General features: G+C 63.3%; 26 protein-coding genes. 11 read left to right on the top strand and 15 right to left on the bottom strand.

Annotated elements, in window-relative coordinates; translation table 11 throughout:
• Positions 1-72: 72 nt before the first annotated feature.
• Together AC07OO_RS14630 and AC07OO_RS14625 are read left to right on the top strand one after the other, a co-directional pair.
• The gene (locus tag AC07OO_RS14630; protein WP_495082828.1) at positions 73-405 is read left to right on the top strand and encodes an MmcQ/YjbR family DNA-binding protein; all 333 of its coding nucleotides are present in this window, start codon (positions 73-75) and stop codon (positions 403-405) included.
• A 159-nt stretch (positions 406-564) separates the two neighbouring features.
• Entirely contained in the window at positions 565-1,107 is a 543-nt protein-coding gene (locus AC07OO_RS14625; protein WP_495082827.1) for a hypothetical protein, read from the top strand.
• Between the two features lie 646 nt (positions 1,108-1,753).
• Here AC07OO_RS14625 and AC07OO_RS14620 read toward each other — a convergent pair.
• The 3 genes from AC07OO_RS14620 to AC07OO_RS14610 form a co-directional block, all read right to left on the bottom strand.
• Positions 1,754-2,260, bottom strand: coding sequence for a hypothetical protein (locus AC07OO_RS14620; protein ID WP_495082826.1), 507 nt, complete (start codon positions 2,258-2,260; stop codon positions 1,754-1,756).
• 230 nt (positions 2,261-2,490) lie between these two features.
• Complete coding sequence (locus tag AC07OO_RS14615) at positions 2,491-3,120, bottom strand: MSMEG_1061 family FMN-dependent PPOX-type flavoprotein (RefSeq protein ID WP_495082825.1); 630 nt, start codon at positions 3,118-3,120, stop codon at positions 2,491-2,493.
• The gene (locus AC07OO_RS14610) at positions 3,117-3,668 is read right to left on the bottom strand and encodes a cysteine hydrolase family protein (protein ID WP_495082824.1); all 552 of its coding nucleotides are present in this window, start codon (positions 3,666-3,668) and stop codon (positions 3,117-3,119) included. Before AC07OO_RS14610 ends, AC07OO_RS14615 begins: the two co-directional genes overlap by 4 nt.
• A 113-nt stretch (positions 3,669-3,781) precedes the next feature.
• Here AC07OO_RS14610 and AC07OO_RS14605 point away from each other — a divergent pair, with 113 nt between their 5' ends.
• Positions 3,782-4,738 carry a GlxA family transcriptional regulator gene (locus AC07OO_RS14605; protein ID WP_495082823.1) on the top strand — a complete coding sequence of 319 codons (957 nt, stop codon included), beginning with the start codon at positions 3,782-3,784 and terminating at the stop codon, positions 4,736-4,738.
• Between the two features lie 48 nt (positions 4,739-4,786).
• On the opposite strand, the gene AC07OO_RS14600 is transcribed toward AC07OO_RS14605, so the two are convergent.
• The 9 genes from AC07OO_RS14600 to AC07OO_RS14560 form a co-directional block, all read right to left on the bottom strand.
• Entirely contained in the window at positions 4,787-5,938 is a 1,152-nt protein-coding gene (locus tag AC07OO_RS14600; protein ID WP_495082822.1) for a cellulase family glycosylhydrolase, read from the bottom strand.
• A gap of 126 nt (positions 5,939-6,064) precedes the next feature.
• Positions 6,065-7,189, bottom strand: coding sequence for a YbdK family carboxylate-amine ligase (locus AC07OO_RS14595; RefSeq protein ID WP_495082821.1), 1,125 nt, complete (start codon positions 7,187-7,189; stop codon positions 6,065-6,067).
• Positions 7,186-8,433: a cation:proton antiporter gene (locus AC07OO_RS14590; RefSeq protein ID WP_495082820.1), complete on the bottom strand. Its 1,248-nt coding sequence runs from the start codon at positions 8,431-8,433 to the stop codon at positions 7,186-7,188. The genes AC07OO_RS14595 and AC07OO_RS14590 overlap by 4 nt, the downstream gene beginning before the upstream one ends.
• A 152-nt stretch (positions 8,434-8,585) precedes the next feature.
• Positions 8,586-9,764 carry a class C beta-lactamase gene (gene ampC / locus AC07OO_RS14585; RefSeq protein WP_495082819.1) on the bottom strand — a complete coding sequence of 393 codons (1,179 nt, stop codon included), beginning with the start codon at positions 9,762-9,764 and terminating at the stop codon, positions 8,586-8,588.
• A gap of 34 nt (positions 9,765-9,798) precedes the next feature.
• The gene (locus AC07OO_RS14580) at positions 9,799-10,989 is read right to left on the bottom strand and encodes an FAD-dependent oxidoreductase (RefSeq protein WP_495082818.1); all 1,191 of its coding nucleotides are present in this window, start codon (positions 10,987-10,989) and stop codon (positions 9,799-9,801) included.
• Between the two features lie 46 nt (positions 10,990-11,035).
• Positions 11,036-12,862: a M56 family metallopeptidase gene (locus tag AC07OO_RS14575; RefSeq protein WP_495082817.1), complete on the bottom strand. Its 1,827-nt coding sequence runs from the start codon at positions 12,860-12,862 to the stop codon at positions 11,036-11,038.
• Positions 12,859-13,260, bottom strand: coding sequence for a BlaI/MecI/CopY family transcriptional regulator (locus tag AC07OO_RS14570; protein WP_495082816.1), 402 nt, complete (start codon positions 13,258-13,260; stop codon positions 12,859-12,861). The genes AC07OO_RS14575 and AC07OO_RS14570 overlap by 4 nt, the downstream gene beginning before the upstream one ends.
• Before the next feature lie 378 nt (positions 13,261-13,638).
• Positions 13,639-14,778 carry a M14 family metallopeptidase gene (locus AC07OO_RS14565; protein ID WP_495082815.1) on the bottom strand — a complete coding sequence of 380 codons (1,140 nt, stop codon included), beginning with the start codon at positions 14,776-14,778 and terminating at the stop codon, positions 13,639-13,641.
• 50 nt (positions 14,779-14,828) lie between these two features.
• Positions 14,829-15,734: a LysR family transcriptional regulator gene (locus AC07OO_RS14560; protein WP_495082814.1), complete on the bottom strand. Its 906-nt coding sequence runs from the start codon at positions 15,732-15,734 to the stop codon at positions 14,829-14,831.
• 117 nt (positions 15,735-15,851) lie between these two features.
• On the opposite strand from AC07OO_RS14560, the gene AC07OO_RS14555 reads away from it, so the two are divergent.
• Genes AC07OO_RS14555 through dbpA form a run of 3 tightly spaced genes read left to right on the top strand, consistent with a single transcriptional unit; the run spans position 15,852 to position 18,924 of the window.
• Entirely contained in the window at positions 15,852-16,496 is a 645-nt protein-coding gene (locus AC07OO_RS14555; protein ID WP_495082813.1) for a glutathione S-transferase family protein, read from the top strand.
• Between the two features lies 1 nt (position 16,497).
• On the top strand, positions 16,498-17,469 hold the full coding sequence (locus tag AC07OO_RS14550) for a pyridoxamine 5'-phosphate oxidase family protein (protein WP_495082812.1): 972 nt from the start codon (positions 16,498-16,500) through the stop codon (positions 17,467-17,469).
• A 21-nt stretch (positions 17,470-17,490) separates the two neighbouring features.
• On the top strand, positions 17,491-18,924 hold the full coding sequence (gene dbpA, locus AC07OO_RS14545; RefSeq protein WP_495082811.1) for an ATP-dependent RNA helicase DbpA: 1,434 nt from the start codon (positions 17,491-17,493) through the stop codon (positions 18,922-18,924).
• Here dbpA and AC07OO_RS14540 read toward each other — a convergent pair.
• Positions 18,921-19,835 (bottom strand): CAP domain-containing protein, encoded by a 915-nt coding sequence (locus AC07OO_RS14540; RefSeq protein WP_495082810.1) that lies wholly within the window; start codon positions 19,833-19,835, stop codon positions 18,921-18,923. The two genes, dbpA and AC07OO_RS14540, sit on opposite strands and share 4 nt — an antisense overlap.
• A 254-nt stretch (positions 19,836-20,089) precedes the next feature.
• Here AC07OO_RS14540 and AC07OO_RS14535 point away from each other — a divergent pair, with 254 nt between their 5' ends.
• The 3 genes from AC07OO_RS14535 to AC07OO_RS14525 all read left to right on the top strand — a co-directional run bounded on the left by AC07OO_RS14535 (position 20,090) and on the right by AC07OO_RS14525 (position 22,942).
• On the top strand, positions 20,090-20,323 hold the full coding sequence (locus AC07OO_RS14535) for a hypothetical protein (RefSeq protein ID WP_495082809.1): 234 nt from the start codon (positions 20,090-20,092) through the stop codon (positions 20,321-20,323).
• An 82-nt stretch (positions 20,324-20,405) separates the two neighbouring features.
• Complete coding sequence (locus tag AC07OO_RS14530) at positions 20,406-21,275, top strand: alpha/beta hydrolase (protein WP_495082808.1); 870 nt, start codon at positions 20,406-20,408, stop codon at positions 21,273-21,275.
• Positions 21,272-22,942 carry an alkaline phosphatase family protein gene (locus tag AC07OO_RS14525; protein ID WP_495082807.1) on the top strand — a complete coding sequence of 557 codons (1,671 nt, stop codon included), beginning with the start codon at positions 21,272-21,274 and terminating at the stop codon, positions 22,940-22,942. The genes AC07OO_RS14530 and AC07OO_RS14525 overlap by 4 nt, the downstream gene beginning before the upstream one ends.
• A 1-nt stretch (position 22,943) precedes the next feature.
• Here the strand turns inward: AC07OO_RS14525 and AC07OO_RS14520 are convergent, their stop codons facing one another.
• Complete coding sequence (locus tag AC07OO_RS14520; RefSeq protein WP_495082806.1) at positions 22,944-23,693, bottom strand: MgtC/SapB family protein; 750 nt, start codon at positions 23,691-23,693, stop codon at positions 22,944-22,946.
• 99 nt (positions 23,694-23,792) lie between these two features.
• Complete coding sequence (locus tag AC07OO_RS14515) at positions 23,793-24,791, bottom strand: AAA family ATPase (protein ID WP_495082805.1); 999 nt, start codon at positions 24,789-24,791, stop codon at positions 23,793-23,795.
• Between the two features lie 229 nt (positions 24,792-25,020).
• Here AC07OO_RS14515 and AC07OO_RS14510 point away from each other — a divergent pair, with 229 nt between their 5' ends.
• Both AC07OO_RS14510 and AC07OO_RS14505 read left to right on the top strand, forming a co-directional pair.
• Positions 25,021-25,869 (top strand): class I SAM-dependent methyltransferase, encoded by an 849-nt coding sequence (locus AC07OO_RS14510; protein WP_495082804.1) that lies wholly within the window; start codon positions 25,021-25,023, stop codon positions 25,867-25,869.
• 90 nt (positions 25,870-25,959) lie between these two features.
• Positions 25,960-26,538 (top strand): TMEM175 family protein, encoded by a 579-nt coding sequence (locus AC07OO_RS14505; protein ID WP_495082803.1) that lies wholly within the window; start codon positions 25,960-25,962, stop codon positions 26,536-26,538.
• Positions 26,539-26,554: the final 16 nt, after the last annotated feature.

Below are 26,554 nucleotides of genomic sequence, written 5' to 3'. Positions count from 1 at the left end.
AGGGAGGCTTTGCATGAACGGTGACACAGCACCCACCCCACGGCCCGGCAGCGCGGCACCCTGGTGGCTGCCATGGTGAAACCCGAGCAAGCCCGCCAACTCGCGCTGGCCCTGCCCCAGGCCACCGAGTCACCCCACTTCGACTACACCTCGTTTCGCATAGGCACCAAAATTTTTGCGACCATGCCGCCGGGCGAAGAGTTCCTGCACGTGTTTGTTGACGAGGCCCAGCGCGCGCCGCTGATCGACCTGCAGCCAGAGGCCTACCAGGCACTGCACTGGGGTGACAAGGTGGTGGGCATCAAGGTCGTTTTGGCCCGAGCCGATGCGGTCACCGTGCAAGAACTGCTGCGCCGAAGCTGGCTGCGCAAGGCGCCTAAGCGGCTGGCGGCGACGTTGGTCTAGCGCAGAAGCCTTGGTCGGTCGCGACGACACTGTTGGTTAAACTGGGACTGTCAATAATATAAAAACGCACCGCATGGTTGCGCGCGCTTGTGGGGGGCGATGAAAGCGCCGGAACATGATGATCTATTTTTACAAAATGTTCAGTGAAACGCGTTGGCTATGAAGAAGACCACATTCCCTACGCCGCCACCTGAATACCAAGCAGAGTTTGTCCGCTCGGACGGAAAGTGGACGCGTCAGTTCAATTGCGGCGAAAAGCTGCGAGTTGAGAGTTACAACAGTTTCGGTGGGTGCAATGTGATGATTCGGCGCATTGACCTCGGTGTAGGGTGGAGCTTCAGCGTGAGTTCAAAAGAAGTGTCCGAAATGGAATTCACCCGGGAAGACGCTGAGGCCGCTTCGCGGCTTATCGAGAACACTTTAGAGTGGAGTGTCGGCGAGACTACCTCCCATGAAGGAAGGGAAGCCGTGAAGTATGTGGCGCGCTCAAAGGAGAATGATCAAGTTGTGGAGACAATTCTTTTCGACCTTGAGAGTGGCGTGCCGTTGCAAACTCTGACATTCAATCTACGTGGTGAGCAAGGCTTGGAAATTCGCACCAAGAACGTTCGAATCGGCGGAATTGATCAGAGTTTGTTTGAACTACCCGAGGGTTGTACGGTACGACGCATCTCAAGGTCAGGGCGGGGCCACAGTGGCTAACGAGCTATGCAACTCGGATGCCTTGCGGTGTCCGCCCGCTCCATGAGATCCTGACGCAAGTCGCTGGTTACACGCACATTGCGCATCAATGTCTACCACCAAGGTGTTAAAACGATCGGCTATTGCCTTGGCGTTTTCGCTAGTTCTGCTTGCCTTCCTGGGGCCCTGGGTGTTGTATCTACTTGGCCTGTGCGGTTCTGTCGGAAAGCCCGTGCTGCCTGCATCCATCGCTTCGAAGGCCGAGCAACTTGCCGTTGGCAGCGGGCCCGAGGCACAGGTGAGCCGCGCATGGCAGAGGTCAATCCCTATACGTATTTATTCACGGCGTTTGAGTCATCCAATGAGAGCTCGGCCATGCTGGTTGCGTGGCGGGTTGCGTCGTCACACAACCTGGAGCACCGACGCTATAGAGGCATGTCGTGGTGGCATCTGTCAGGCGCGGCACTGACTATCTGGCTCACGCGCAACTGGTCTATCGAGCAGCTGCTATCCAAAGAGGTAGAGCTTGAGCGAAGACGTAGGGAACATCCTTTCAACGATGAGGACGAATGAACTCTGATTGAAGTTACACAAAGAGAGGACTGCTGACGGTCGGCTCGGCATTCAAGCGCACACGCGCCACAAATCCGCTTCGAAAGACTTGTTGCTAAACCGACTTTCCACGCGCAATTCTCCTTTCTGCAGCCGCCTTCAGCATCGGCCAAGTCGACTCCAACCAATCCTTCGCTTCCTTGTTTCCCTCGCGTGCAGCAAGCGTGAGGAGTTCCTCTGCTTGGTGAAGGTTGGTGAGAGAATAGTTATGCATAGCGGCCCTATGCATCTCCTGCGAGAGATGAAACGTGGCTTCGATGTCGCCCGCTTTCACTTTTTTCTCTAGATCGGCTACGTACTCCAAGTGTGCGGCGTCTGCCTCGGATTTGTAGTCGCGGATTCTGATCTTCGTGTGCGAGTTCAGATCTATGAGGGAGAAGACGATACGGCCAAGTGCTTGCTCAGCTTCGTCGGGCGACAGTTCTTTGAAGTATGAAACTTCTGGGCGAACCCCATCGAAGCTCTTGGATCGAAGCAACTGTGTTTCGTTTGACGGGACTGAGTGAAAGATGATCTCACCGTACTCTTCGTCGTAGTGAATGACCAGATCTCGCTTTTCCATTGTGTAATTTCGATCTGAAGATCGTCTGAATTCAGTTGGCAGTGAGGCGGGCCATGGGCTGTCGCGATGACAGCTTAGGTTTCAAACCACCACCTCTGCATTAGCAACAGGAACCTCATACGCCTTTCACGGCAGATAGACCTTGTTGAACTAACCGCCGCAGGGGCACTCGCGATAGGGGCTTGAAAGTCTCGTCCCGGAGTTTAGAGCAGATTACTAACAGGCTGGGCTCAATACAGTTCCTCGGTCACCAGCATGCGCAGCATGCCATCCAGCGCCTGGACCTCCAGGCCCGGTAGGGCCGTCTGGTCGACCAGCATCTGCGCCATGGACGCCAGCGCATCCTTGGCAGGCCAGGTTTCGGGTTTCCACAGGCGTGCGCGGTTGACCGCGCGACCGCAGTGCAAATACGCCTCTTGTACTTGCACATGAAGCGCGAACTGCGGGGGCTTGCCGGCGTGGGCCAGGCGCGCCAGCCAGTCGGGCTGGCGGCTGACCACCGCCGTGCCATTGACGCGCAGCAACTCGTCGCGCCTCGGTATCGCGAATGACAGACCCACGCCGCCGGTCTCGATGATGTTGCGCAGCGTGTCGGCGCGGCGGTTGCCCGGGCGCTCGGGGATCAGCAGGCTGCCATCGGCCAGCACCTGCACAAAACCCGGCGGGTCGCCGCGCGGGGACACGTCCACACTGCCGTCCGCGCCGGTGGATGCAATGTCCACCCACGGCGACAGCGCGATGAAGGCGCGCATGTGCGTATCCAGCGCCGGGCGCACCTTGGCCTGCACCAGCGCGCTGGGCTCGGGCAGCAGGCCACGCAACTGCGCCACGCTGCGCACGGTGTATGCGTCGTCCGTCACGCCAGCACCTGGTCCGTGCGCACGATGAGGGCGAAGTCGCTGCCCAGCGTGGTGATGTGCGCGCGGTGCAGTACCTCGGCCGTCAAGGCCTCACCGTGCGGGTCGCGTTGCTCGAAGCAGACACAGGCATCCTCGACAAACTGCATGCGGTAGCCCAGGTCGCAGCCCATGCGGGTGGTGGTAGACGTGCACATGTCGGTACTGATGCCGGAAATGGTGATGTCCTGCACACCGCGTGCGTCCAGCCAGTCTTGGAGTGGTGTGCCGATGAAGGCGCTGTGCACCTGCTTGGCACACAGCAGTTCGTCGTCGCGCGGTTCGAAGCCGGGCTTGAGCGCGTTGCCGGGCTGGTCGGGGCGCAGTGTGGATTGAGGCTCGGTGGAGTCGTGCCGCACGATGACCACCGGTGCGCCATGGGCACGCCAGTGGGCCAGCAGGCGCAGGGCTTGCTGCTCGGCGCCGGGGTTGTTGCGGCGGCCCCAACTGGGGTGGTCAAAACCCTGTTGGTAGTCCACCAAGACAAGGGCGTGGTTGGGTGTGGGTGTCATGGCGATGGCTTCCTTGGCAGGTGTGTGGGGTGGGCTGTGGTTGGAAATTCTAGGAAAAATGACGCGTTTTGAGGAGTGGCCAAATAGACAACCTTGTGGTTAAATCGGCCATCATGCGCGTTGCCATTCCCATCCAAACCGAGACCGTGGCCTCCAGCGTGGCCAATGTGCTGGACGTCTTGCACAGCGCTAACCGCTATGCGGGGCGCACCGTGTTTGAAACGGGCGTGTTGGCCGCGTCGCAAAGGCCGGTGGGTGCCCAAGGTGTGGTGCTCAAGCCGCAGGCCGGGTTCGAGGCTTTGCGCGATTGCGACCTGGTGCTGGTGCCCGCCGCGCGCGGGCCGGTGGCCCAGGTGCTGGCGGGCAGCGCACCGTTGCGCCAGCTGTTGCCCGATTGGTTGCGCCCAGGCCGCCAACTGGCCAGCGTGTGCGCCGGTGCCCAGGTGCTGGCGGGCACGGGCCTGCTGGATGGCCGGCGTGCGACCACGTTCTGGGGTGACGCCCGCGAGGTGCGCGAGGCCTTCCCGGCCGTGCAATGGCGCTTTGAACACATGGTGGAGCGCGATGGTCCCATCATGACCAGCGGCGGCGGCAGTGCCGGCATAGACCTAGCGCTGGCCGTGGTGGAACAAGAGGCAGGCATCGAGTTGGCACAACGCGTGGCGGCCGCCATGCTGTTTGACCACCGGCGCGGGCCGCAGAGCAACTACTTTCCGCTCCTGCCCAGCCCCAGTGCCCAGGACGCGCTGGTGGCTGCCGCCCAGCAGCGCCTGCGCACGGCCTTCACCGAGCCACCCGACGTGCCCACGCTGGCCGCCGCGCTGCACACCAGCCCGCGCAACCTGCTGCGCCGTTTCAAGGCCGAGACGGGCCTGACGCTACAGGCCTACGCCATGCGCCTGCGGCTGGAGGCTGCCAAGGCACTGCTGGAAGACCAGGCCACCATCGACCAAGCTGTGGCGGCCGTGGGGTATGTGGACCGTGCGTCGTTCAGCCGTGCGTTCAAGGCGCACTATGGCGTGCCGCCCATGGCATTTCGGGCAAGGCGTCAAAGCGAAAATAGGAGCTAACCCTCGTAGAGTATGCCTATGCCGCTATTACATTCGTAGCAATGGCAATCAGCGTGCCTTCCAGTATTTGGAGTACACCGCCAGCACATTCGTCTTCACCACGTCCGCGCCCGAGCGCGCGTCTTTGACGACGATGGCGTATTCGTCCGGGTTGGTGGTGTTCTGCCGCCATTGCCAGCCGGTGTAGCCCACACTGGCGGCGTTCATGCGCTGCAGGCCGGCGTCCAGGTAGAAGGTGGTGGGGTCGTCGCCGGTGCGCACGCCAAACTGTTGGATGAAGACCGGCACCCCGCGCGTGTTGCGCATGGCCACCAGGGCACCCAGGCGTGACTCCATGCTGGCAATGTTCTCGGCCTGCGTGCCACCGGTGCGCAGAAACAGGTTGCCGGTGTAGACCACGCGGTTGGCCCAGCGGGTGGCGGGTATGTAGGCCTCATCACACAGGTTGATGTTGTAGCCATCGCGTGCACCCACCAGGAAGGGTGTGCGCTTATCGCCGGCCTGGTCTTCAATCGCGGCCATCAGCTCCTGGTAGAAGGCCGATACCTCCGCAGCGTGCGACGCATCGCGCCCATCCAGTGGTTCGGGCAGTAGCTCGTAGAAGGCAATCTGCGGATAGCCCTTGAGCAGTCCGGCCAGGTGGATCCAGGCCTCCTTGAACAGCTGGCGCTGTGTCATGTCGGTCCAGAAGTTGCGGCCGCCGGGGTAGTTGCCGCGCGGGTCGCAGTAGTTGGCCATGCCGGTACTTTGCGTGCCGCTTTGGCCGCAGTTGGAGTCGATGACGGGTATGACCCACAGGCCTGCGTCTATGCACCACTTCACCTCGGTGAGGAAGCGGCTCAGGTGAGCGGGGTCAAAGTGACCGGGCGCAGTATCGGCGCGGCTTTCCACATCGGTGCTGCCATACAGGCCCCACCAGCGTATCAAGACCCGCACCACGGTGGCACCCTGGGCAGCGATGGTGGCCGCATCAAAGCTCTGCATTTCACCCCAGGTGCCTTCGTTCATGCCGCGCAGCAGCGCGGGCTTGCCGTCGGGGCCTAGCATTTGCGGGCCGCTCAGGCTTAGTCGTGCGGGCGGGGGAGGAGGTTGGGTTGGCGGCGGCGACGTGGGGGTGTCGCCCCCGCTGCTGCCACCGCCACCACAGGCCACCGCCGTGGTGGCACCAGCCAAGGAGATCAAGGCGGCTCGGCGATTCATCAGGCGGTGCTGTCTCTGCATGCATGTGATTGGGCCGCAACGCCCGGTGGCGGTAAAGGGCTAAACCGGTGAGCCGTGGTTTGGGTGCGGTGGGTGGTTGAGTTGCGGCCCTGAATGGGCGGCTTGCTACACGCTCTGCCCCGCCCAGGCGCGGCATTGCTGGCGCACCACTTCGGGCAGCAGGTGCTCGCGCTGGGCGATGCCGCGTATCCAGCTCGCGTCGTTGCCCATGCCGGCCAGTTCGCCGCGCAGATAGGCCAGCGCGCCGGTGGCGTGCAAGGCCGCCGCATGCGGCTCCAGTGCAGCCAGCGTGGTGTAGATGTCGTCGCGCAGCGTGCGGTGCTCGCCGGTCTTGGGGTCTACAAAGGTGCCGTCCAACCCGAAGCGGCAGGCCTGGAAGCGGTTGAAGGTGTAGGGCAGGTAGTCGTCTTCCACCGGTTCAAAGGGACGCTCCATGCTGATCCAGCGGGCCAGGCATTGCACCAGGCCGGCCATGGCCGCGGCCTTGTGGATGGTCAAGGGGGTATCGAGCACTCGCACCTCGATGGTCCCGTATTCGGGCTTGGGGCGTATGTCCCAATAAAAGTCCTTCATGCTTTTGACGACGCCGGTGCGCGCCATCTTGTCGAAGAAGACGTTGAAGTCCTCCCAGTTCAGCACAAAGGGCGCGCGGCCCGACAGCGGAAACGCAAACACCGAGTTCAACCGTGCGGAATGGAAGCCCGTGTCCGTGCCTTGCACAAAGGGCGACGAGGCCGACAGCGCGATCAGGTGCGGGATGAAGCGCGACAAGCCATGCAGCAGCAGCAAGGCCTCATTCGGCCCCGGGCAGCCGATGTGCACGTGCTGGCCGAAGATCGTGAATTGCTTGGACAGATAGCCATACAACTCGGCCACGCGGTGGAAGCGCGGTGTGTCGTAGATGCGGCGCTCGCTCCAGTGCTGGAAGGGGTGCGTGCCGCCACCGGAGAGGCCCAGGTTCAACTGCGCGGCGCACTGCACCAGGGCGTCGCGTATCTCGGTCAGTTGCGACAGCACCTCAGCATGCGTGGTGCACACGCCGGTGCACAGCTCGATCATGCTGTCGGTGATCTCGGGAGTGACCAGGCCTGGCAGCTTGCGCCGGTTGACCAGGCGCAACAGGTCGGCCGAGCCGGGGCTCAAGTCAAAGTCGTGCAGGTTGACGATCTGCAGCTCCAGTTCCACGCCCATGGTCAGGGCGCGCGATTCCGCGAAGCTTCCTAGGCTCATGCTGGTGCTCCCTGTTGGTTGGGTATGGTGTGGCCGGGCAACTCGCCGGCCATGCGCAAACCCCATTGCACGACGATAGGCCCCAGCAGTTCCATGATGGCGATGGCACTGAAGACAATGGGCGCCACCTGGGTGGCAAAGGCCGGGTGGCTGATCTGCAGGTCGGCCAGCAACACCAGGGCCGTGCCGGAGATGGGCGTCAACGTCAACGTCAGCGCTAACGACTGGCGCAGGCTGATGCCGCTCCAGTGCGCGCCGGCGGCCACCACCACGCCTTTGACGAGTACCCGTGCCAACAGCAGCACCACCGCCGCCACACCGCCCACGGCCAATGCGGACACTGACCATGAGGCACCCACAATCACAAACAGCATCAACACCAGCACCCCGCCTGCCGTGCCGAAGTGGCGTGGCCAGATCCAGGGGCGGTGCGAGGTATTGCGCAGCAGCACGCCGGCCAAGAGTGGTACCAGCAGGGTGGACAGGTTGAGCATGCGTGCCGTGGTCAGGGCCAGCAGGATCAGCCCCAACAGCAGCAGCACGGAGTTCTCGTCGCGCAGGTCCAGCCGGCGCGCAACCCAGGACACCAGGCCGCACAGCAGGGCCGCCACCAGGAAAGACCCGCCAAAGGTATACAGCGGCTGGGTGGTGGCGAATATCCAATCGCCCACGGTGTCCAGGTGCAGCCAGGCAATGCCCAGCTTGTGCAGCAGTACCGCAAACAAGGTGTTCAGTGCCGTCATGATGACCATGCGTTCGGTCACCTGGCCGGCGGAATGCAGCTCGCTCGATACGCGGCCTATGACGGCAGCCGATGTGGCCAGCGTCAGCGTGGCGCAGGCCAGCGCGACCCCCATGCTCAGGCCCAGCCAGCGCAGCGATGTCAGCACTACCAGGAAGCTGCACAAGGCCTCGGCCAGGCTGGTGCACAGCAGGCCGGGGTTGGCACGCAGCCAGCGCAGGCTGACGCGGCTGCCCAACTCGAACAGCAGCAGGCCCAAGGCCAGATCCACGATGACACGGACCACGCCGCTCTGGTAGTGCAGGCTGTCGCCCCGCCCCATGGCGGCAATCACCATGCCCACGGCGCTGTAGCCGACGATGCGCGGCAGCCCCGCCTTGCGGAACACCAACTCGCCCAGGCAGCCACCGGTGACCAGCATCAGCGCCGACCAGAAGATCACGTCGGGTTGCAGAGGCCAGGGCGCGATGTGCAGGTAGCCAGCCAAGAGGTCAAGGTTCATGTTCAATCCAACCCCAGCTTGGGGTGCTGTTGCGATTGAGCAACCTTAGCCTGCGCCGCACGGCGGTCCTGTGCGCTGGGACACAGACCACGCGGCAATTGGTCTGGTCTGGCTGACGGCTTTTTTGGGGGCAGGCGGACTTTGCCGGAAACCTATTTCGCCAGAGGTGCCAACTGCCGCAAGATCGCGTGCGCTGCCGTGATGCGCGCGGGAATCGGATAGTTCTTGTTTGCCAGCATCACGATGCCGATTTTTTGGCTCGGCACGAAGGCCACATAGCTGCCGAACCCGCCGGTGGAGCCGGTCTTGTTGAACAGGGTTCGCCCCGACTGGCCTTGTGGAGGCACCCGCCGCTTGGCCGCGACGCTCTCCAGGATCATGGTGTAGGAGTTGCCATCCAGCAAGCGTGTCAGCGTGACGGGATAGGGGTAGCGCTCCCACCCCAAGCCCTGCACCATGGCACCTGCGCTGAAGTAGCCGATGTGGGTGCCGTTGACGGCGCGCCGCATGGGCTCTTCCAACTGATCTGGCTCGATGTTGGCTTGCACGTAGCGGATCATGTCGGCGGCTGTTGACTTGACGCCGTAGGCCTGTGCATCCAGTACGCCGGGGTTTACGCGCACGGCCTTGTTCCCCTTGTCATATCCCCACGCATAGCTGCTCATCGCACTGTCTGGAACGCGGATGTAGCTATTGGTCAGGCCCAGTTGGGGGAAGAGCTGCGTTTCCATGGCGTCGGCAAAATCGCTGTTCAGGGCCAGGCCGGTGATATGCCCGAGCAGACCTATGCTGGGGTTGGAGTATTGGCGCTGCGCGCCAGGTGCGGCTTGCGGTTTCCATTGCTGGAAGTAGTCGACCATCTGGTCGTTTGAGACTTCATCGGGAAACTGCAGTGGCAGCCCGCCAGCGGTGTAGGTGCCCAGGTGCAGCAGCGTCGCCTTGTCGATGGCGTGGCCTTTGAGCTGCGGCAGGTACTTGCTGGGGTGGTCGTTCAGCGACAGCTTGCCCTGCACCTGCGCATATGAAGCCAGCGTGGCGGTAAAGGTCTTGCTGATGGAGCCGAGTTCAAACAGCGTGGCCTCGCTGACGGGTGTGTTTTTCTCTTTTGAAGCGACACCGTAGTTGAAGAAGTAGGCCTGGCCGTTGAGGGTGACGGCTACCGCCATGCCAGGCACATCGTGCTCTGCCATCAGCGGCTGGATGGATGCGTCGACCATGCCGCGGATCTTGTCCGACTGGTGGTTGGAAGCCCACGCAGGCAGGGACGCAAAACAGGCGAACAGAAGCGCAACTGCAACGCGGCGATTGGGTTGGTTGGGTAAGTTGTTCACGGTGCTTTTTTCTCTCTGTTGAAAGCTTGGGTGCTTAGGCAAACACACTGGCCAGCCGCTCCACCGCGGCGAGGGACAGTGCACGGTCCACGCCGGTGTCGTCGCTGCCGAAGTCGTGCGCGCCCTGGGCCTGCACCAGCAAGGTGTCGCGGCGCGACAGCATGAAGAGGTTGTGGCCGCGGTAGACCAGCGCGTAGTCCACCTCTGCCTGCGGCACCAGGCGGGCGATCTGACCGCGCACCGGGATGACCGAGGTATCGTCCAGCAAGGCCCGCGCGCCGTAGCCCGTGCAGTTGACGAGGGTGTGCTCGCGCACATCGGCAAACTGGCTGGGATGCTCGAATGTGCGTTGCACGATGTCGCCCCCGGCCCGCAGGAAGTCATCCACCAGCAGGCGCTGGTAGCTGGAGATGTTGAAGTTCATCTGCGTGAAGCGCTTCACGTGGGGCACGCGAAAAGGATGCTCGCTTGGCTTGAGCAAAACGGCCTTGGGCCGGATGTCGGCTAGCTGCGCATTCAGGTCCGGGTAGTCCGGCTCGTCGTCTTCGATGTTCAGGGGCTGGTCAAACGGGATGTCCGACAGCACATAGCCGTCGCGCCACTCCACCGGGTTGTCGGCCAGGCCCAGCAGGCTTTGGTAGGTTTTGAACGAGTGGCGCGCCATGCGACCCCAGCGTTGGGTGAAGGCCGGTGTCGCATGCTCTTCGGTGCAGATGCGCGAGTCGGGTGACCAGGTGCCGGTGGCAAAGGTGGACGCCACTTCGGGCGGGCGTTCCTTGCAATAGATGCGCACCTTGAGGCCGTGGAGTTGCGCCACCCGCGCCGTGGTGAGGCCAATGGCGCCGCAGCCGACGACGGCGATGCTGCGCTGGCCTGTCGCCAATATCAGCGGCAGAGCCTGCTGGGCCGAGCCCCAGGACAGTGACCAGCCGCTGCCGCCATGGCCGTAGTGGTGGACGATGGTTTTGCCATAGCGGCGCTCGGACTCGATGCGGGGGCCCTGAGCGCGAAAGGGGCGTCGGCATACGGTGATGCCGATGATGCGGTCGGCGCTGGCACGCACGGGGGCCAGGGCGTGCGGTGCGGCGAAGTGGCGGATGGCGCTGCCGTCGTTCGCCGTGGCGGTAGTCGCATCCACTGCGGGTGCACCGGTCTGCGCGTAGTTGGAGGCGGGCAGTGTGGCAAGCGCGGCTGCGCCTGCGGCCAGAAAATTGCGGCGTTGCATAGTGGTTTAGGGGGGTGGTCGGGCGCATGGCCCGCGGGTTAGGGGATCAGATATGCAACTTGGCCAGCGATGCGCGAATCCGTGTGGCGTCACGCAGGCGTTGTGCCGAGCCGTCGGCGTCCAGCAACACCACTGTGAAGTGCTTGATGCCGCTCTTGATGCGCATGGTCAGGCAACGGCCGGCTTCGTCGGTGTAGCCGGTTTTGGAGAGTTCGATATCCCAGCCATTGCCGCCCACCAGCTTGTTGGTGTTGTGCACGGCGCGCAGGCGGCCATTGACCGGCACACTGGCACTGCGGTCGCTGGTGATGTCGGCGATCTCGGGGTAGCGCGATGCGGCTACGGCGATCTTGGCTACCTCGTTGGCGGTGGACACATTGGCCGGAGACAGGCCCGTGGGGTCGGCAAAGGCCGTGCGGGTCAGGCCCAGGCTGCGCACCTTGGCCTGCATGGCCTGCACAAAGGCGGGTGTGCCGCCGGGGTAGTAGCGGGCCAGCGCAGCGGCGGCGCGGTTTTCGGACTGCATCAGGGCCAGCTTCAGCGCGGCCAGGCGTGTCATCTCGGCACCCACGCGAATGCGCGAGGCGCTGTGCTTGAGCATGTCCACATCGTCTTGGGACACGCGCAGTGTCTCTTGCAGATTGGGCTTGGCGTCCAGCACCACCATGGCGGTCACCAGCTTGGTGATGGAGGCAATGGGTACGGCGGCATCGGCATCCTTGGCCATGACGACGCGGCCCGTGCCTTCTTCCAGCACCAGGGCGTGCTTGGCGTTGACGGGTAGTTGCAGCAGTTGCGGTGCACTGGGCAGGGCGGCTGCTGTGGCTATGGGTGCCGGTGCGGCGGCAGGGGTTGCAGCCGCAGGTTGTTGTACGGTGATGGGGCCGGCTACCGATGCGCCACCGCCCGCGTTGGCATTGGAGTTGGCGTTGTGCGCTTGGACCCACAGGCTGGTGCTGGCCAGCAGCAGGGCGGGCAATGCCATCTTCCAGGTAGCGGTATGTGCGGGTTGGGGTGCCATCAGTCGTTCCAATCGTTGTAGTAGTTGTCCGCCGCGGGCCGACAAGGCCAGTGTAGGAGTGGGGATAGGGGGTTGCTGCAGCGCCAGCGCATGCAAGGCCTGGGCCATGCGGCGTGGGTCATCCAGCGCTTGGGCGGCCAAGGCATCGGCCACCTCTTCGCGGGCGTCCCGCATGCGGGTGGACAGCCACCAGACCACGGGGTGGAAAAACAGCAGGGCTTCGACCACGCTTTGCAGCAGGTTGGCCAGGTAGTCCCAGCGGCGCACATGGGCCAGTTCGTGGGCCAGCAGGGCCTCCAGCAAATGGGGCGGCATGCCACTGAGCAAGGCGGTTGGCAGCAGCACCAGAGGCCGCAGAAAGCCCACCGTGATGGGGCTGGCCAAGTCGGGCAAGACCTTGAGCAAAACCTTGCGGTGCACGCCCAGGCGCCAGGCGAGAGCATCCAGCCGTGCCTGCCACACCGCGGGGGCCTGGCTGGCACGGCGGCGTAGCACGCCGACCCAGGCCAGACCGGCACCCAGGCGCAGTGCCATCAGGCCCACGCCCAGGCTCCAGGCGGCCACCAGGGCGGGTAGTTGTGCGGCCAGGGCTTGCAGCCAATCGGGAAATTCAATGGCTTGCTGCGGCAGCGCGTCGATGGAGTTCAGTATCCACGCCATATGGGTCAGCGGCAGGCATAGGCAGACGAGCAGGGATACCGCACACGCCGCGTAGCGCCAGCGCGCACTGGCGTTGCGCGAGACCGCCAGCACCAGCCACGCCAGCGCGCCGACCACCAGGCCTTGCCACACAAAGTGCAGCAGCGCCCAGCCCAGGGCCGGTACCAGCCATTCCAGGGCGAGCGGGCTCATGCGGCGTCGTCCTGAACATTATTGCCGTGCAGCAGTTTCTGGATATCGGCACGCTCCTTGGCGCTGACATGGCCCTTGAGCGCAGCCAGCACGAGGGCCTTGCCGGAGCCAGCGAAGGCCTTGGCGATGAGGTCCTTGAGTAGATGGGTCTGCAGCTTGTCCTGCTTTTGGGCCGGCGCATAGCGCTGTGGGCGCTGGCTCTCGTCACGGATCAGCAGGCCCTTGGTATGCATCACCTGCAGTTGGCGCAACACTGTGGCATAGGTGGCCTCCGGCCGTTCTGCTAGCAAGGTCTCATGCACCAGCTTGGCATCGGCTGGGCCGGTGTGCCACAGCACGCGCAGCAAGTCCAGCTCGGCGGCGGTGGGGTGGGGGATGGGTGTTGTCGCTTGCGGCATTTGATTAGTATAAATGTTCTAGAATAAATATTCTATAAATCCATGAGGAATATTTTGGAGGTCGACGTTGCTTGCCTACGCGTGTGCGGGCTGGCGAACCGGGCATCCGTTCCCTTGGCCCACGCTCGCGGGCGAATGTTGTCGGTTGGCCGACGTTGGTTCGTCAACAACGTGGTTGCCACAGAGCCCGCACGCCAATCAACGTCTTGAAGCAGTAGCGGCAGCGTGCCAACCCAGTCGCCCGCGAGGCGAGCCGGAGAACGCGAGCCACGCCGCCTGCCTTTCGCGAGGCTTCTGCCAGAAACGCATTTAAAAAACTAACCGCTAGCCCTCGTCAAGATTAGCGACATTGCTACTGAATCAGTAGCAAATCAGCGCTCACAACGTAGCCAACAAAGGCTGCAAAACACTAGCCCCCAGCTTCCGCGAGCGCTCCCCATTCCAGCCCGTGGCCGGGTTGGGCAATTGCGCGTTGTCCTTGAACGGCATCTCAATCGTCAGCGCCAGGCAGCCAAAGTTTTGAGCCACCCAGTTGGTGGCCAGCGTGGGGTTGGCGGTGCCGGGTTCGCTGCGGCCGTAGTTGAACTGGTCTTGGAAGTCCGGGCAGCTGGCCAGCCAGGCGGTCTTGAATGCGTCTTCCAGCATGGCAATGCCTTCGGTGTAGCCGGGGTTGCCTTCGGAGCCGACGACGAAGTTGTAGGGCAGGCCCTCGTCGCCGTGCACGTCCAGGCACAAGTCCACGCCGGTCTTCTGCATATGCTGGCGCACCAGGAAGACCTCGGGCGATGTTTCCATGCTGGGGGTGGCCCATTCGCGGTTCAGGTTGGCGCCAGCGGCATTGGTGCGCAGGTTGCCGCGCACACTGCCATCGGGGTTCATATTGGGCACGACGTGGAAGACGCAACGGTCCAGCAGCACACGGCTGACCGCGTCTTCAGGGTCCAGCAGGCGTTCCAGGAAACCTTCGACAAACCACTCGGCCATGGTCTCACCGGGGTGCTGGCGGGCAATCATCCAGACTTTTTTCTTCAGCTCGGGCGGGGTGGGGCCATGGGCATCGGTGATGCGCAGCAGGCCCATGTCGCGGCCGTCCAGCGTGGCACCCAGGCGCTGCATCTCCACATGGGCGGACTGGGCGGCCGAGGCCAGCAAATCCAGGTGCTGCTCGTAGGAGTAGGGCTCGAAGTATGCGAAGTACATGCAATTGCACTCGGGCCGGGTGTGGGCTGTCATCACCTTGCCGTCGAATTCGGTGTCGATGCGGAACCAGGTCTGGCGGTCGTGGCTGGCCACCACGCGGTAGCCCTCCCAGCCGTCGGGGTAGGCACAGGTGCCGGCATTCAAGAAGCGCAGCGTGATGGCCTTGCCGGCCGCACCGTGCAGCGCGAAGTGGAACCACTGGGCAAAGTTGCTGGCGTTGTCGGCGCGGATGTTGAGTTCAATATTGCGCGGGTCGTCCAGGCTCAGCACTTCAATGGCGCCGGAGTCGAATTGGGTGGAGATGTGCAGTGCGGTCATGGGGGCTGGTGCAGTGGGGCTACGAGAGCAGGCCATTGTAGGAGTGGCCCTTAAGCCTGGTGGCCAAACGGCGTAAGACCTTTGAAGTCCTGCTTGATGAAGTCGATGAAGGCGCGGGTGCGCGCCGGCAGCAGGCGGGCGTGGGGGTACACGACGTGGATAGGGCGAGGTGGCGGCTCAAAATCTTCCAGCACCAGTTGCAATGCGCCTTGCGCCAGATAGGGTGCAACTTGGTACGAGATGAACATGCCAAAGCCCAGACCGGCCAGGCAGGCATCCAGCACCGGCCCGTTGTGGTTGAAGCTCAGGTTGCCGGTGGCGGGCACGGTGAAGGTTTTGCCCTCTGCATGGAAGGTCCACCACGGGCCGCTGGTACCCATAAACCGTATGCAATTGGCCTGCAGCAGATCGCGCGGGTGGGCGGGCACGCCCTGGCGCGCCAGGTAGGCCGGGCTGGCAGCCACGACACGGCGCAGGCTGCCCAGCGGCTGGGCCACCAGTGTCGAGTCTTCCAGTGCACCGATGCGGATGCCCAGGTCCAGCCCTTCTTCGAGCAGGTTGACCACGCGGTCGGCCAGCACCACGCTGCACTGCACGCGCGTGTAGCGCTGCACAAAACGCATGACCACCGGGGTTACGTGCATCTGGCCGAACATGACCGGCGCGGTGATGTGCAACTGGCCTGTGGGCTCGCGCGCATCGGCGCCCAACGCGGATTCGGCCTCGCCCACGGCGTTGAGCACTTGGCGGCAGCTCTCCAGGTAATGCTTGCCCTCTTCGGTGAGCGACAGGCGCCGCGTCGTGCGGTGCATCAGGCGTACGCCCAGGTGGGCCTCCAGCGCCGCCAGCGTGCGCACCACGGCCGGCAGTGACGAGTCCAGCACACGTGCCGCCGCCGTCAGGCTGCCCTGGTCGGCTATCTGCACAAATGCCTGCATGGCCTTGAGTTTGTCCATGCCGCATATTAGACCGATAAGTGGATTAGTTAAATGACTATTGCGCCATTTATCAAATTCATGGCAATAAACACAATGCGGCTATCTCCACCTCCATTGTTGTACCGAAAGCCCATCATGCCCTCTTCACACCCCCTCCAACCCATCCGCCTGCACCGCATGGCCATTTCGGGCCACTGCCATCGGGTCGAACTGTTTCTCTCGCTGCTCGGCTTGCCGGTGGAACTGGTGGATGTGAACCTCGCCGCAGGCGCCCACAAGACATCAGCCTTCCTGCAGATGAACCCCTTCGGGCAGATTCCGGTGGTACAGGATGGCGACGTGACACTGGCCGATGCCAACGCCATTCTGGTCTACCTGGCCAGCCGCTATGCGCCCGATGCGGACGCCTGGCTGCCGCGCGACCCGGTGCGCGCCGCTGCGGTGCAGCGCTGGTTGTCCGTGGCAGCGGGGCCTCTTGCCTTTGGCGCAGCGGCGGCCCGGGTCATCGTGCTGTTCAAGCGGCCCACACCGGCCGACGAAGCCATCCAACGCGCCCACAATCTGCTGGCGGTGATGGAGGCCACGCTGCAGCACACGGACTACCTGGTGGGCGACCGCCCCACACTGGCCGACATTGCCAACTACAGCTACACGGCACACGCGCCAGAAGGGCGCGTGGCGTTGGACGCCTACCCCCACGTGCGCGCCTGGCTGGACCGTATCGAGGCGCTGCCGGGTTTTGTACCCATGGTGAGAACGCCGTTGCAAGAGGCTGCTTGATATGGACCACCTCACACCCACTTCGGAGCGCGCCTTCCACGCGGGTGAACAGGCATTGCAGGCGCGCGTGGGGATACGCGAGCGCATGGCAGCTGTGGGCAGCGTGGTCATGCGCGACCACATGCCCGATCAGCACCGCACCTTCTTTGCGCAACTCCCGTTCATCGTTGTGGGTTCGGTAGACGCCGGTGGCCAGCCCTGGGCCTCGGTGCTGGCAGCGCCGCCGGGGTTTGTGGCGTCGCCCGATGACAAGACCTTGACCGTGCAGGCCTTGCCGCTGGCGGACGATCCACTGCACGCCAACTTGCGTGCCGGTGCCAGCATCGGCCTGCTGGGCATAGAGCCCCATACGCGGCGGCGCAACCGTATGAATGGTGTGGTGCGTGCGCTCCATGAGAAGGGTTTCACGGTGCAGGTTGAGCAGAGCTTTGGCAACTGCCCTAAGTACATCCAGGCGCGTGAGCCGGTGTATGTGGAGCCCGACGCCGGTATCGTTTCTGCCGTGCACCGCGCGCCGGGGCTGGACGCTGCCGCGCGGACCTTGCTGACGCAGACCGACACTTTTTTCATCGCCACCGCGTATGCAGGTACCGACCCCGCACAGCGCGGCCCGGCGCATGGGGTGGACGTGTCGCACCGCGGCGGCAAACCCGGCTTTGTGCGGGTGGAGGGCGACACGCTGACCGTGCCGGACTTCACCGGCAATTTCTTCTTCAACACGCTGGGCAATCTGGCCGTGAACCCGCGTGCGGGTTTGCTGGTGGTGGACTACGCCACGGGTGACCTGCTGTATCTGGCGGCAGAGGCGCAGATCCTCTGGGACGACCCGCTGGTGGACAGCTTCACCGGTGCACAACGGCTGCTGCGCTTGCAGGTCACCCGCATGCTGCGTATCGCGGCGGCACTGCCGCTGCGCTGGGGTGCGGCCCAGCTATCGCCGGTGCTGGAGAGCACAGGACATTGGTCTAACTGAGGTGGGGCGGATAATCGGGGGATGACAGCCACCACATCCCCCACAGCCGCACCGGCTTTCAGCAATCTCCCATTGTCTCCCGCTGTGCTGGCGAATCTGCAGCAGTTGGGCTACGAGTCCATGACCCCCATACAGGCCGCCAGCCTGCCCATAGCCCTGGCGGGTCAGGACCTGATTGCTAAGGCCCAGACCGGTAGTGGCAAGACGGCGGCCTTTGCGCTGGCGCTGTTGGCCAAGCTCAACCCCCGCTGGTTTGCGGTGCAAGCCATGGTGCTGTGTCCCACGCGCGAACTGGCGGACCAGGTGACGGTCGAAATCCGTCGCTTGGCGCGGGCCGAAGAAAACATCAAGGTCGTCACGCTGTGCGGTGGTATTGCGCTACGCGGCCAGCGGGCCAGCCTGGAGCATGGCGCACACGTCGTGGTTGGCACGCCCGGCCGCATCATGGACCATCTGGAGCGCGGCTACCTGACGTTGGAAGGCCTGAACACCCTGGTGCTGGATGAGGCCGACCGCATGCTGGACATGGGCTTCTTCGACGACATCGCCACCGTGGCCAAGCAGTGCCCGGCCAACCGGCAAACCCTGCTGTTCTCGGCCACCTACCCGGAGGGCATTGAAAAGCTGGCACGGCAGTTCATGCGTGAGCCCCAGCGCGTGGAGGTGGCTCCGCCCAAGACCGAGAGCCTGATCGAGCAGCGCTTTTACGAGGTGACCCGCGGCAATCGGCTGGAGACGGTGGGCGCCTTGCTGCGCCACTTCCGCCCCGTCAGCACACTGGCCTTTTGCAATACCAAGCAGCAGTGCAAGGACCTAGTCACCCTGCTGCAGGCGGAGGGTTTTTACGCCTTGGCCCTGTATGGCGAATTGGAACAACGCGAGCGCGACCAGGTGCTGGCCCAGTTTGCCAACCGCAGTTGCTCGGTGCTGGTGGCGACCGATGTGGCCTCACGGGGTCTGGACATCACGCAGTTGGAAGCGGTCATCAATGTGGACATCACGCCCGACCCCGAGGTGCATGTGCACCGCATTGGCCGTACCGGGCGTGCTGGCGCGTCCGGCTTGGCGCTGAGCCTGGCGACGATGAACGAGATGGGTTTTGTCGGCAAGATCGAGCAATACCAGAACAAGCCCTCGGTGTGGCACAAGCTGGACGAACTGGCACCCACTGGCAAAGGCCCGTTATTGCCCCCCATGGTCACGCTGCAGATTCTGGGCGGTCGCAAAGAGAAGATCCGCGCCGGCGACGTACTGGGTGCTTTGACCAGTGAGGAGGGTGGCCCGGCCTATACGCGTGAGCAGGTGGGCAAGATCCAGGTGACCGAGTTCTGCACCTTTGTGGCAATGGCGCGCGATGTGGCCACACAGGCCTGCGCCAAGCTCAATGCGGGGCGGGTCAAAGGCAAGAGCGTGCGGGCCAGGCTGTTGACGGTGGCTGATCAGGGTCAGGCTTAAGGGCGGCCCAGATCCATCGTCCAATACAGCCGGTAGGTGGAGCTCATGTTGATGACGCAGGCCACACCCACTTCGGTGAAGTTGGCGCTCATGATGTTGCTGCAATGCCCGGGGCTCGCCATCCAGCCGGCCATCACAGATGACACACTGCTTTGCCCGGCCGCGATGTTCTCGCCCAGCCGCGACCAGCTGTAACCGGCCGCCGTGATGCGCTGGTCAAAGGTGCGCCCGTCCAGGCTGGTGTGCGAGAAATAGTTTTGGTTGGCCATATCGGCCGAATGGCCGGCAGCCGCATCAAACAATTTGCTGTTCCACGCCACGGCGGGCACTGCGGGGTATACCGTGGTGCCGCAGGTCTGGCTGCTGGCGCGGGCCTGGTTGATCAGTGTCATCAAGTCCGTCTGGAAGTTGGACAGGCTGCAGGTATTGGCCGCCGTCAGCGTGCCGGGTGACGTGGGAGTGGTGGGCGTCGTCGGCGTAGTAGGGGTTGTTGGCGTGGTGGGTGTTGTCGGTGTCGTTGGAGTCGTCGGTGTGGTGGGGGTGGTAGGCGTCGTGGGTGTGGACGGCGTGCTGGTCACCGGTGTGGCCGCCAGCAGCGTGAACGAGTTCAACTGCACCCGCACATTGTTGAAGGTCGTGCCCTGGAACACCACGGAGCCGAGAATCAGCAGGTTGCTGCCGGGGGTAAAGGTGTCGGACACCGGCGTGCCGCCATCGACGCCCAGCAGGTTGTAGGCATTGATCGTGGCCGACACATTCTGGTAAGTCGTCCCGTTGACTGCCACCGAGGTGATGAACAACCGGTTGATCGTGGGGTCGAAGGTGCTGGCGCCATAGGCATTGAGCGCTCCACAGAGGGACACCAGGGCGAATGCGCGCACGGCGCGCTTCTGGGCATTTATCGTCTTCACGGTCCAACCATCCTTCGTTTTTTCACGCAGCCACCCCAGCGGCGGCGCAGCGCCAATTTTCTGGTAATTTCACTATAGGCAGCCGACGAAAACGTTACAAGGCGTTCCAACCCCCGGGCTGGTCTTGTAAGGCAAATTCCTACACGCTTTCCAGCCCGTGGCTGACTCCAGTTTCACGCCACTGTGGCTACAGTTGCACCAAGCGCCAAACCCTTTCAACCCCTGGCGCAAGACGATGCAACCGGAGAACCACGATGACCACCGCAACCCTGGCACTCAACCCCTTCAGCCTGATGATGGAGCCCGAATTGGTTCTGCAAACCATGGAACGCTCCCAACAATTGCGCGGTCTGCGCCGCCACAAGCTGCGTCCGTTGGACAAACCGCTGATCCCCTACACCGCCGAGGCCCTGGCCAGCCGTGCCGCCTATGACGCGGCGATCGACGCCGAAGATTTCGAGGCCCACGCCGAGTCCTACCTGAACTGAGCCCTGCTGGCAGGGTAGCCGGGCGGGGGCCTGGGATGCGCATAATGGCCGCTTCCCACCGCTCAAACAAAAAAAGGCCCGCATGCGCACGCTGTACCGCAACTTTGAGACCCAGGCGCAACTAGACGCCCAGTACAACCCCAGCCTGGTGCTGGCGCCCACCGACCAGCCCATGCAGCACTTCACGGCCCAGGCCAACCGGGCGCGGTCCGAGTTGCGCTGCGTGCTCGACGTGCCCTACGGCCCTACCGTCGAAGAAACCCTGGACATTTTTCTGGCCGATGCGCCCAACGCGCCGGTATTTGTGTTCATCCACGGGGGCTACTGGCGTTCGTTGTCCAGCAAGGACTTCAGCGGCGTGGCGCTGGGCCTGCACCAGCGTGGCATCACCACCGTGGTCGTCAACTACGCACTGTGCCCCTTTGTGACGATTGACGAAATCACCCGCCAATGCCGTGCATCCATTGCCTGGGTGCTGCGCAACATAGCCCAGCATGGTGGCGATCCCAAACGGGTTGCGATTGGCGGCCATTCGGCTGGCGGCCACCTGACCGCCATGTGCCTGCAGACCGAATGGGCGCGCGACTACGGTCTGCCGCAAGACCCTCTGGCGGGTGCCATCGCCTTCAGCGGCTTGTTTGACCTGGAGCCGCTGCGCTACAGCTACCTGCAACCCATGATCCAGCTGGATGATGGCATCGTGCGGCGCAACTCGCCGGCCTTCATGGTGCGCCCTTGCAAGACGCCGCTGTGGGTGACCTGGGGCGGCCTGGAGAGTGCGGAGTTTGCCCGCCAGTCGCAGGCCTACCACGACGCTTGGCAAGCCGCAGGCAATACATCCACGCTGAAAGAACACCCCGGCACCAACCACTTCACGGTGATCCACGGGCTGGAAGACGGCAATAGCCCCGTCTGCCAGTGGCTGGCCCAGACACTGGGGCAAGCAGCATGAGCGCGCACCTGCCCACCACACTGCGCCGACTGACCGGCCTGTTGTTGGCCGCAGCGGTGCTGGCCCATGCCGGTACCGTGGACGCCAAGACGCCATTGCACCGCCCCAAGCTGATCGTGTTCATTGCCATCGATGGTCTTCCCGAGCGCCAAGTGACTGGCTACCAGGACCAGTTGGCGCCCGACGGGTTCAACCGTTTCCTGAAGCGCGGTACCTGGTTTACCAATGCGCATTACGGCCATGCCTTCACCGTGACGGCAGCCGGCCACGCCACGATGCTGACCGGCGCCTACCCGCACCGCACCGGCATCATCGCCAACGAATGGCGCGATGCCCAAACGGGCGCCACCGAATACTGCACCGGCGACACCACGGCCACTTATATTGGCAATACCACCACGCCGCTGGACGGCACCAGCCCGAAAAATCTGAAGGTGGAGACCGTGGGCGACGTGCTACGCCGGGTCAGCCCGCAGTCCAAGGTCATCGCCATCTCGGGCAAGGACCGCGGCGCCATCTTGCCGGCGGGCAAGACCGGAACGGCCTATATGTACATGTCCGGTAGCGGGCAATTTGCGTCCACCACCTACTACATGCAGCAGCACCCGGCTTGGGTCACGGCCTTCAATGCGGCCCGCCCTGCAGACCGCTATTTCAAACGCGAATGGACGGCGCTTCTGCCGGAGGCGGCCTATGCCCGATCTCTGCCCGACAACCAGATCTGGTATGGCCCCGCCGGTGGCGCACTGCCAGCCCGCTACAGCGCGCCGGAGGACACAGAGCCCGGTCCGAATTTTTATGGCCTGTTGTTGCGAGGCCCCTTTGGTGATGAGTTGACACTGGACTTCGCCCGCGCCGCCCTGGACGGCGAACACCTGGGCAAGGACAAGGCGCCCGACATCCTGGCCATCAGCCTGTCGGGTCATGACTATGTGAACCACGCTTTCAGCGCCGAGTCGCGCCTGTCGCATGACCACTTCCTGCAGCTCGACATGCTGTTGCAAGACTTCTGGAAGGACCTGGATACCAAGCTGGGCAAGGGCCAGTACGTGGCCGTGCTGACGGCCGACCATGGCTTCAGCCCGGCGGTGGAGTACAGCGCCAGCCAGGGCCTGGCCAGCGGCAAGATCGACTCCGCGCAAACCTTGCAAAACCTGAACCGTGGGCTGGAGAAACAGTTCGGCCTCGGCAAATGGGTATTGGGCTATTCCGGTCCCGCGTTGTTGTTGGACAAGAAATTGCTGGCCGCCCAAAACGTGGACGCCAATGCCGTGGCCGAGGCGGCGCGCAACCTGCTGTTGGCCGAGCCGGGATTTGCGGCAGCCTATACCCGCGCCGAGCTATTGAGCGGTTCGCGGGCCAGCGAGCCGCTGTTTGCGCAGATGCGCAAGTCCTGGAATGCCGATGTCTCCGGCGACGTGCAATTTGCGTTCAAACCGTATTGGATGTTTGCCAGCAAGGCCGCGACCACCCATGGCTCGCCGTATACCTACGACACCCACGTCCCCATCCTGGCGTACGGCCCAGCCTGGATCGGTAAGGGACGCGTCGACCAGCGTGTGGAGGTTGTGGACATTGCGCCCACGCTTGCCAAGCTGTTGGGTATTGCGCCGCCTTTTACGGCGGAAGGCAAGCCGCTGCCGCTGGCCAAATTGGCGCGACGTTGATTTAGTTCCTGGCGTGGCTGATTTGCAAGCTGTCCACGCCGTCCACCTCACGCAGCTTGCGCGATAGCTCGAACAGCGAGTTGGGTTCGGGCCGGCTGCGCAGCGCCACCATGACGAAATTCCACTGGATGGCATGCTGGGTGGCGGAGATGTTGAGCGAGCCTTCGGCCACGATATAGCCCCACGCCCGGATCGTATTTTTGAGTGTGGACTCGTGTGGCTCAAACCCCGGGCGGAAGCCCAGCACCACGCCCATGGCTCGGCGCGATGGCAGCCGCACCTCCAGCTTGGGCGCCCACATCATCAGGGTGATCAGGAGCAGGGTCAACAAAATGGCCGCACCGAAGAAGCCCAAACCCACCAGTACGCCAATGGCGCTGGAGGCCCAGATGGACGCAGCTGTGGTCAGGCCGCTGATGTTGAGACCTTCCTTCATGATGACACCGGCACCGAGGAAACCCACCCCGGTCACGATGCCCTGGATGACCCGCGTGGGGTCAATGGACAGCGGCCCGTGGCCCCCGCCCCACCAGAAGCCGGGGTAGCCGCAAAACACGGTCATCGCTGCGGAGGCCATGCAGACAATGCCATAGGTGCGCATGCCTGCAGCACGGCCGTGGTAAGAGCGCTCGTAACCCAGCAGCATGCCAAGGACCATGGCACCGCCCAGATAGAGGAAGATCAGCAGATTGACCTCGACCATGGACTGCGTCCAGTACGACGCCAGGTAAGACGGATTCAACGACACCATCGCCATGCTCCTCGTGTTTTTATTTTGTGCCTCTAGCCCTCGTAAAATATGGGCTAGTAGCTATCAATAGTAGAGCAAAATTCAAAAAAAGTGCAAGTTCTACTGCACAAAGCCCATGCTGCCCTTCTTGTTTCCGGGGCGGGGCAGGTCGGCCGCGATCACGTCGCAGCGCCCGTCCAGGCGTGCATTGCCAAAGCCTGTCATCCATGCGCGGCGCATGTCGCGGGGAGCCAGCAGGCACAACTGGTCCAGCACGTCGTCGCCGGGCTCCGGCCCGAAGCGTTGGCCCCAGTCGTGCTCGTTGCGTATGCTTTGGTACAGCTCGCGGGCAATCTGGCGTGCCGCCTCCGGTGTGGGGGCTTCCACGGTGAACACATTCATGCGGTTCAGAATCGGCGCGGGGATGCCGCGCTCGTCATTGGCCGTTGTGACCCAGATCACCTGGCTGGCGTCGATGGCGACCTCGGCGAATTCATCGGTGAAGCTTTGCGCGGTGTCGTGCTCCAACAGGCTGTAGAGCGCTCCCAGCGGGTCGTATTGGGCTTCGGCGCTGGCCTTGTCGATTTCGTCGACCACGATCACCGGGTTGGCGTATTCGCCGTCCACCAGGGCTTCGAACACCTTGCCCGGCTTGGCCCCCTTCCATTGCGACGAGGAGCCCGACAACAACCAGCCCGCCGTCATGGAACCCATCGGCACCAGATTCATGCCGGTGCCCAGCAGGTCGGCCAGCTTGCGGGCGAAATGGGTCTTGCCTATGCCGGGCGGGCCCAACAACAGCATGGGCGTGAGCTCCAGCGCATCGCGGCTGTCCTGGGCCAGGGCCACGTGGCGCTTGACGTCGTCCAGTACCTCGGTGAAATTGGGCAGTGTCTGGTACAGGCTTGCCATATGCGGTATGCCCGATGGCTTGACCGAGAAGCGTTGCGGCCCACGCTCCAGCATGCGCTGGTAGGTGGCGCGCAGGCTGTCGTGGTCGCTGTCCTGCAATTTGGCCAGCTTGCGCTCGACCTCGTCGGGTTGGAACACGCGGCGCATTTGTGCGATGGGCAGTTGGAACAGTGAAGACTGCGGAACAAGACTGCGAGACGATTCCATGGCGGCCTCCTGTGCAATAACTGTGAACCCGTCGGTACAACAACTACAACGCCATTGAAGCACAGGTTGGCCAATGCTGAGCGCAAAAATGCCATGTGTTGTGAAGGCACTTCAAAACCTGTGGCCCTTCATGGCCACAGGGGCTTCCAATGTGCGTACACTGGTTCGTTCTGCTTGGGCAGTTCAGCCGGTTGCGCACCTCTGACGAACATGGCAAGGGAGTACCTGCATGACAAGAACAACAGCGCCATCGCCACAGCGTCCGCGTGCAGCGCTGGGCGATGTGCCTTCCACCTTGCTGATCCCCTTGGCGGCGCGGGCATTCGGCGATGCCATGTTTCCCCGGTTCGCATTGGGCGATGTGTATGCCGCGCAGACCGCGCAAGCCCTGGGTATCGATCTCCAGTGTTTTCTGCAAGACCCTTCCAGCATCTTTTGCGTGCTGGTGCGCACGGCGCAATTGCGGCAGTTGGCGCGCGAATTCTTTGCCCTGCATCCGCGGGCTGTTGGTGCCAACCTGGGCTGCGGCTTGGCGCACTATTTCCAGTGGCTGGACAATGGCTGCAACCATTGGCTGGACGCCGATTGCGCCGAAGTCATGGCATTGCGCGACAGCGTCTTACCCAGCCAATCGGCGCGGCACAGGCATGCCCGTGTGGACCTCAGGGACGCCCACTGGTGGGACCAACTCGGCCTGGCCCGGTCGCGCCGCCATACGCCCCATGTCTTGGTGTGCGAGGGCGTTTTGATGTATCTGGAGCCTGAGCAGGTGCACGCCCTGTTGCAGACGTTCGGTGAGCGGGCCCCGGCCGGCTCTGAGCTGTGCTTTGATGTGCTGGGCTGGATGGGCGCAGGCTGGGCGCATTGGCATCCGTCGGTACGGCATACGGGCGCGCAGTTTCGCTGGGGTGTGCGCAGCATGGGTGAGCTCACCGCTGCGCATCCCCGCCTCAAATTGCTGGCGGAATTGCCGGTCATGGAGCGTTACGGTTTTCCCTATTCGGTTCTATGGCCCTCATTGCGCGCGGTGTATGGCGTGCCCTTGTATGGCCTGGTCCGCATGGGTATTACCGACTGAAGACGTTCTCGCTACCGTTGCACAGTCACGCTAAACGCTGCCACGCGATTGGCGCTACAGTGCGGTGCTTTGGTACAAAGGAAGGTGGATATGGGCAAAGGGCGTCTGGAGGCATTCAGCGATGGCGTGATCGCCATCATCATCACGATCATGGTGTTGGAAATGAAGGTGCCGCACGGCAGCCAGTGGGCTGATCTTGCCGCGCTGGGGCCTGTGTTCCTCAGCTACGTGCTGAGCTTTGTCTATGTGGGCATCTACTGGAACAACCACCACCATATGTTGCACGCGGTCAAGCATGTCAGCGGCGATGTGCTGTGGGCCAATATGCACCTGCTGTTCTGGCTGTCGCTGATCCCCTTTGCCACGGGCTGGATGGGTGAAAACCATTTCGCCGAACTGCCGGTAGCCGTCTACGCCTTTGATCTGCTGATGTGCGCCGTGGCCTATACCCTGCTGCAGGCACGCATCATCCGCCTCCATGGCGAAGACTCCGCGCTGGCCCGCGCGGTGGGCGGAGACTACAAGGGCAAGCTGTCGCTGGTGTCCTATATCGCGGCCATGCCCCTGGCGCTGCTCGGCTATGCCTGGTTTGCCGGCGCGCTGCTGGCCGGCGTAGCGCTGATCTGGTTCATTCCCGACCGGCGCATTGAAAAAATGCTGAAAGAGTAGACGGACGGCCCTGTCG

Source organism: Rhodoferax sp. GW821-FHT07G04 (assembly GCF_059418585.1).
The sequence above is the reverse complement of the archived record's forward strand: the minus strand, read 5'-3'. Positions and strand labels throughout refer to the sequence as shown.

Coding starts and splice junctions, on each gene's coding strand:
- AC07OO_RS14630 (WP_495082828.1), top strand. CDS start 73: ATGGTGAAACCCGAGCAAGCCCGCCAACTCGCGCTGGCCCTGCCCCAG.
- AC07OO_RS14625 (WP_495082827.1), top strand. CDS start 565: ATGAAGAAGACCACATTCCCTACGCCGCCACCTGAATACCAAGCAGAG.
- AC07OO_RS14620 (WP_495082826.1), bottom strand. CDS start 2,260: ATGGAAAAGCGAGATCTGGTCATTCACTACGACGAAGAGTACGGTGAG.
- AC07OO_RS14610 (WP_495082824.1), bottom strand. CDS start 3,668: ATGACACCCACACCCAACCACGCCCTTGTCTTGGTGGACTACCAACAG.
- AC07OO_RS14605 (WP_495082823.1), top strand. CDS start 3,782: ATGCGCGTTGCCATTCCCATCCAAACCGAGACCGTGGCCTCCAGCGTG.
- AC07OO_RS14600 (WP_495082822.1), bottom strand. CDS start 5,938: ATGAATCGCCGAGCCGCCTTGATCTCCTTGGCTGGTGCCACCACGGCG.
- AC07OO_RS14595 (WP_495082821.1), bottom strand. CDS start 7,189: ATGAGCCTAGGAAGCTTCGCGGAATCGCGCGCCCTGACCATGGGCGTG.
- AC07OO_RS14590 (WP_495082820.1), bottom strand. CDS start 8,433: ATGAACCTTGACCTCTTGGCTGGCTACCTGCACATCGCGCCCTGGCCT.
- AC07OO_RS14580 (WP_495082818.1), bottom strand. CDS start 10,989: ATGCAACGCCGCAATTTTCTGGCCGCAGGCGCAGCCGCGCTTGCCACA.
- AC07OO_RS14575 (WP_495082817.1), bottom strand. CDS start 12,862: ATGAGCCCGCTCGCCCTGGAATGGCTGGTACCGGCCCTGGGCTGGGCG.
- AC07OO_RS14570 (WP_495082816.1), bottom strand. CDS start 13,260: ATGCCGCAAGCGACAACACCCATCCCCCACCCCACCGCCGCCGAGCTG.
- AC07OO_RS14565 (WP_495082815.1), bottom strand. CDS start 14,778: ATGACCGCACTGCACATCTCCACCCAATTCGACTCCGGCGCCATTGAA.
- AC07OO_RS14560 (WP_495082814.1), bottom strand. CDS start 15,734: ATGGACAAACTCAAGGCCATGCAGGCATTTGTGCAGATAGCCGACCAG.
- AC07OO_RS14555 (WP_495082813.1), top strand. CDS start 15,852: ATGCCCTCTTCACACCCCCTCCAACCCATCCGCCTGCACCGCATGGCC.
- AC07OO_RS14550 (WP_495082812.1), top strand. CDS start 16,498: ATGGACCACCTCACACCCACTTCGGAGCGCGCCTTCCACGCGGGTGAA.
- dbpA (WP_495082811.1), top strand. CDS start 17,491: ATGACAGCCACCACATCCCCCACAGCCGCACCGGCTTTCAGCAATCTC.
- AC07OO_RS14535 (WP_495082809.1), top strand. CDS start 20,090: ATGACCACCGCAACCCTGGCACTCAACCCCTTCAGCCTGATGATGGAG.
- AC07OO_RS14530 (WP_495082808.1), top strand. CDS start 20,406: ATGCGCACGCTGTACCGCAACTTTGAGACCCAGGCGCAACTAGACGCC.
- AC07OO_RS14525 (WP_495082807.1), top strand. CDS start 21,272: ATGAGCGCGCACCTGCCCACCACACTGCGCCGACTGACCGGCCTGTTG.
- AC07OO_RS14520 (WP_495082806.1), bottom strand. CDS start 23,693: ATGGTGTCGTTGAATCCGTCTTACCTGGCGTCGTACTGGACGCAGTCC.
- AC07OO_RS14515 (WP_495082805.1), bottom strand. CDS start 24,791: ATGGAATCGTCTCGCAGTCTTGTTCCGCAGTCTTCACTGTTCCAACTG.
- AC07OO_RS14510 (WP_495082804.1), top strand. CDS start 25,021: ATGACAAGAACAACAGCGCCATCGCCACAGCGTCCGCGTGCAGCGCTG.
- AC07OO_RS14505 (WP_495082803.1), top strand. CDS start 25,960: ATGGGCAAAGGGCGTCTGGAGGCATTCAGCGATGGCGTGATCGCCATC.